The organism is Oribacterium sinus (assembly GCF_963537195.1).
GTDB classification, from domain to species: Bacteria; Bacillota; Clostridia; order Lachnospirales; family Lachnospiraceae; genus Oribacterium; species Oribacterium sinus_A.
The window spans coordinates 1-4,377 of record NZ_CAUTEG010000148.1; the positions used below are offsets into that span (position 1 = coordinate 1).

Consider the following 4,377-nt stretch of genomic DNA (forward strand, 5'->3'; position numbering starts at 1 on the left):
TGATTGACAGTGCTGTCGCTTTATGGTATTTTAGCAATGTTCTGAATTTATTCAGGATGCGCTGATGTAGCACAGTCGGTAGTGCGTCGCATTGGTAGTGCGGAGGTCACGGGTCCGATTCCCGTCATCAGCTTTTTCTTAACTGCGGAAGACTGGCTTGTTCAGCTTCCGCTGATTTTTTATCAGGGTTTTTCTCATTTTTACAGGAGGGAGTTCGTTATGGAAGCAAAGATTAACGTGGAATATCCCGTAATAGACGTTTTTGCCACCGGGAAAAACATTGAACGTTTACGGAAGGAAAAGGGCTTGAAGGTGAAGGATATTGCCCTTTTTATGGGATTTTTAGAGCCACAGGCCGTGTACAAGTGGCAGCAGGGGAAGGCTTTGCCCAGCTTAGACAATATGTTTGCATTGAGTGTGCTCCTGGAAGTTCCCATGGAGGAGATTTTGGTGAGAAAGTCCGGAGACAGCTTGGAGAAGGACAAGCATCTGGCTGCATAAAATTTATTTTAAGGAATTACAGAAAACTACTCGAAATTTTGAGAAAAATAGGTATAATAGATAGGTTCAGTAAAGAAGCGATTAGTAGGAGTGTGGAATGGAAAACATAATGAAACCAGTCTTGGAAGTGAAAGAGTTTGTAGAGGAGCAGGGATATGCTCGTTTCGTTTGTGATTCTTTAGCAAAGGGAGAGGCTACGGTTCTCGGGAATTCCTTAAGAAGAATTCTGCTTTCTTCTATGCCCGGATCTGCTGTCAGTGAAGTAAAGCTGGATAGTGTCTATCATGAATTTTCTTCTATTCCCGGGGTAAAGGAAGACGTATCCGAAATCATTATGAATTTGAAGAACCTGGCACTTCGCTATACCGGTAGCGGAGAGGAGCCTGTGATGGCCTATGTGGATTACATGGGAGAGGGCGTAGTCAAGGCTTCCGATATTAAGGTGAGTTCCGAAGTGGAAATCATGAATCCTGACCTTGTTTTAGCACATTTATCCGGTAAGGATGCCAAGATTTACATGGAAATGAAGGTCAGCAAGGGAAAAGGCTATGATGGAGCCAACACCAGAGACCACAGCGATCTTGCTATCGGCGTGATTGCGGTGGATGCGATTTATTCTCCTGTAAAGAAGGTGAATGTCTTCGTAGAAGAGCAGGGCAATACAGAGCGTTTGATTCTGGATGTCACCACCGACCGGACTATGATGCCGGAGGAGGCCGTATCTTTGGCGGCTCGTATTTTACAGACCCATTTGCAGCTCTTTATGCACATGGATACCTCCGCAAAGGAGCAGGGTGCTGCTGTTGCAAACCAGGAGGCAGGAAGAGACGAGTTGAACAAGAGCATTGATGAGCTGGAGCTCAGTGTTCGTTCCTACAACTGCTTAAAGAGAGCGGGAATCAATACGGTGGAAGACCTTTGTGCAAAGACCATGGATGACCTGATGAAGGTGAGAAACATGGGAAGAAAGTCTTTGGACGAGATTTTAAATAAGTTGGAAAGTATGGGATTGTTCCTGTCTTCCAAGGCGGATTAATAGGATGGGCATCGCTTTGCGATGCCCTATTTTTTACCCTTTTTTAAAATTCTATGGTATGATAGCGAGGAAAATTTAAGGCCAAGATTCTTGGAGAAGAAAATGGATGGAAAGAAGAAAGCAATTTTGGACTGAGCAGAGGAAGAGGGAGTATATCCGGGAGGCTGAGGATAACCTTTTCATTGTGGCGGGCCCGGGGACAGGGAAGACCACCCTTCTTTCAAAAAGAATATTAAATCAGATTATGGGCGGTGAAAGGCTTTCCCATTTTCTTTTGCTGGCCTTTACGGATGAAGCGGTTGCAGAATTTAAACAGAAGATAAAGAAACATTTGTATCGGGAAATTGCGATTAACAAAGAAATGAGTCATCGTCTAAAGCGAAAGGTGTATGGCATTGACAGTATGCATATCACCACTTTTCGTGACTTTTGCCTCTATGTTATTCATGTGAAGGAGCATTTTCAAGAGGCTTGGAAGAGGGAGCAATATATCGGAGAGGTGGAAAAAAATGTCTGCCTGCAGGAAATCCGAAAAGCGGTGCAGGAATCTACGGAACATAAGTCTATGGAAGCAGAGTGTTCCGATGTGCCTTTGGAGGAGCAGTGCTATAGGATCTTAAAAGAGAATCCCAAGCTTCTACAGATTTTACGACGGGATTTTACCAAGATTTATGCGGACGAATTACAGGATTTGAATCAGACGCAACTGGATATTCTTCTCCTGCTTTCCACAGATAAGAAGGGGAAAATGCGGCATAATTGCCTCTTTATGGTGGGTGATCCCAGACAAACCATCTACCAGGAGGAGGAAGCGGAACGGCAGGTTTTCTTCCAAATGAAGCGGCGCATGGAGAAAAAACGGAACGTGAAGGTTCTTTATCTCAATGAGAACTATCGTTCCAATGCGGAGCTGGTAGAGTGGATTAATCGTCATTTTCGGAAGAGAATGCCCGCCTATCATGATATGAAGGCTTGCCAAAGGCCGGAGTTTTTGCAAAATTCTCCTCTCCACGGTGTTTTTCGCTATCCTTCGGAAAAGGATAGCCTAAGTGCTTTACAGGATTTGATGGGAGCACTGTTAAAGTCCTATCCGGATTTGCGAGATAGAGATTTTTTGATTTTGTCCAATGACAAGGAGAAAGAAGGCGACTACAAAGAAGTCTTGAAGCCCTTTGGATTTTCGGAAGCTTCTTTAGATCACATGGTTTTGGATGCCCATGCTTCCAAGGGCTTGAATGCCAACATTGTGATTTTGATGGAAACCGGCGGAAACAGCTGTGCGGAAGCCAGATCCAAGTACACCAGTTTGGAATATGTAGCGGTAACAAGAGCAAAGCATGCCCTCATTTTCCTGGAAGGAAAAGGGGAGGAGCAGTGGTTTTGCGATAGTCTTTACAATATGGAAGAGCTAAAAGAAATCCCCTTTCCGGAGCCTTAGCTTCCCTGTAGCCTTTAGAGGGCAGGGGGCTTAGGACTGGAAAAGGGGATTTTTAATGCTTAGCCACTGCTATAATAGGAGCAGCCCGAGAAGCTGTGAAAGCGGATTTTTACGGAAAAGCCAAAGAAAAGGGACTTAGGCTTTGGAAAGAAGCAAAAGCTGGAAGGCATGATACGCCAGATTCAGCGGTTCCGGTAGGAATTTGTCCACTAAAGCCTCAATAATGACCTCGGTGCCAAGCTTTTGCTTTAACTTCGGATTCATCTTTTTATTTCCACGGAATTCCTGAACAATTTCCTGACTGGAAGGGAGAAGATGAACATAGATACTTTCCGGCTTGGGAAGCTGCTCTGCCAGAAAACGGACATTGCTATAGGGAATCTTACGAAGACTTTCTAAAATTGACTGTTTCGAGCCTTTAAAAAAAATTCGAATGCCTGATGTTGCGGGATAAATCTGAATTCCGGTAATATGGGGGTGACTGGCTAATATCTGACTTAAGATTTCTTCCTCCTGAGAAGTAATCCGGCTTACCCCTAAACGAATTCGGAAGGAAGCATCATTTTCATGGACTAACTGGTAAAACATGGAAATTTTTTCTCCTTTTCTATACTGATTCTATGGACTCTATACTATAGAAAATAGTTTGTTTCAACTAAGTGTCTTTTGTATTATACTCTAAATTTTAATTTCTGCATCAAAAAGACAAGACATTTCCTTTTTCCTTTAGAATTTTACATTCCTTTTAGAATTTTTTTCTAAAGAATTGTAAAACAAAGCCTTGTTTTTGTGCTATAGTCTTGCCATTGTTTAAGTTTCATACTTTGAATTAGAAATCAGAGATGGATAAAGGAGAAGAAAGGAAAAGGAAGAACATGAAGGAAGTACAAAACATCATTATCGGATTTGGTAAGGCAGGAAAAACATTGGCAGGCTACTTGGCAAAAAAGGGGGAGAAGACGGTTTTAATCGAGGAAAATCCCCTTCGTTATGGAGGTACCTGCATTAACGTGGCTTGTATTCCTTCGAAGTCTTTGGAATATAGCGCCAGAGAGTCTGCGGCAATGGGGGGGGAGTTCTCCGAGAAGGCGGAGCGCTATCAGAAGGCTATTGAGGAGAAGAGAAGACTGACCCATTTCCTAAGAGGCAAGAATCTGGAAAAAGTGCAGAGTGCCGGTGTGGAAGTCATCGACGGAAGAGCCTCCTTCTTGGATGAGCATCGTGTTCTTGTGGAAAGCGGTAAGGGAGATGAGGAAATCCGGGGAGAGCGAATCTTTATCAACACCGGTGCAAAGACCATTATTCCAAAGATTGCCGGAGTGGAGAGCTCGAAGAGAGTATATACCAGTGAAAGCATGATGGAGTTGGATACTCTGCCTAAGAACCTTGTGATTATTGGCGG

Annotated in this window: 5 protein-coding genes and 1 tRNA gene; 5 read left to right on the plus strand and 1 reads right to left on the minus strand. The window is 43.6% G+C overall.

The window, feature by feature from the left end:
* Positions 1-60: 60 nt before the first annotated feature.
* The 4 genes from RYL27_RS11090 (at position 61) to RYL27_RS11105 (ending at position 2,975) form a co-directional block, all read left to right on the plus strand.
* A tRNA-Thr gene (locus RYL27_RS11090) sits at positions 61-133 on the plus strand.
* 86 nt (positions 134-219) lie between these two features.
* Positions 220-501, plus strand: a complete 282-nt coding sequence (locus tag RYL27_RS11095; RefSeq protein WP_007156743.1) for a helix-turn-helix transcriptional regulator — start codon at positions 220-222, stop codon at positions 499-501.
* A gap of 97 nt (positions 502-598) precedes the next feature.
* The gene (locus RYL27_RS11100; protein ID WP_007156742.1) at positions 599-1,537 is read left to right on the plus strand and encodes a DNA-directed RNA polymerase subunit alpha; all 939 of its coding nucleotides are present in this window, start codon (positions 599-601) and stop codon (positions 1,535-1,537) included.
* A gap of 106 nt (positions 1,538-1,643) precedes the next feature.
* Positions 1,644-2,975: a UvrD-helicase domain-containing protein gene (locus RYL27_RS11105; protein ID WP_314967186.1), complete on the plus strand. Its 1,332-nt coding sequence runs from the start codon at positions 1,644-1,646 to the stop codon at positions 2,973-2,975.
* Between the two features lie 135 nt (positions 2,976-3,110).
* Here the strand turns inward: RYL27_RS11105 and RYL27_RS11110 are convergent, their stop codons facing one another.
* Positions 3,111-3,563: a hypothetical protein gene (locus tag RYL27_RS11110; protein ID WP_314967187.1), complete on the minus strand. Its 453-nt coding sequence runs from the start codon at positions 3,561-3,563 to the stop codon at positions 3,111-3,113.
* Positions 3,564-3,850: 287 nt separating this feature from the next.
* Between RYL27_RS11110 and RYL27_RS11115 the strand changes: the two genes are divergently transcribed.
* Positions 3,851-4,377: FAD-dependent oxidoreductase (locus tag RYL27_RS11115; protein WP_314967188.1), on the plus strand; the 527-nt coding region annotated here is incomplete at its 3' end.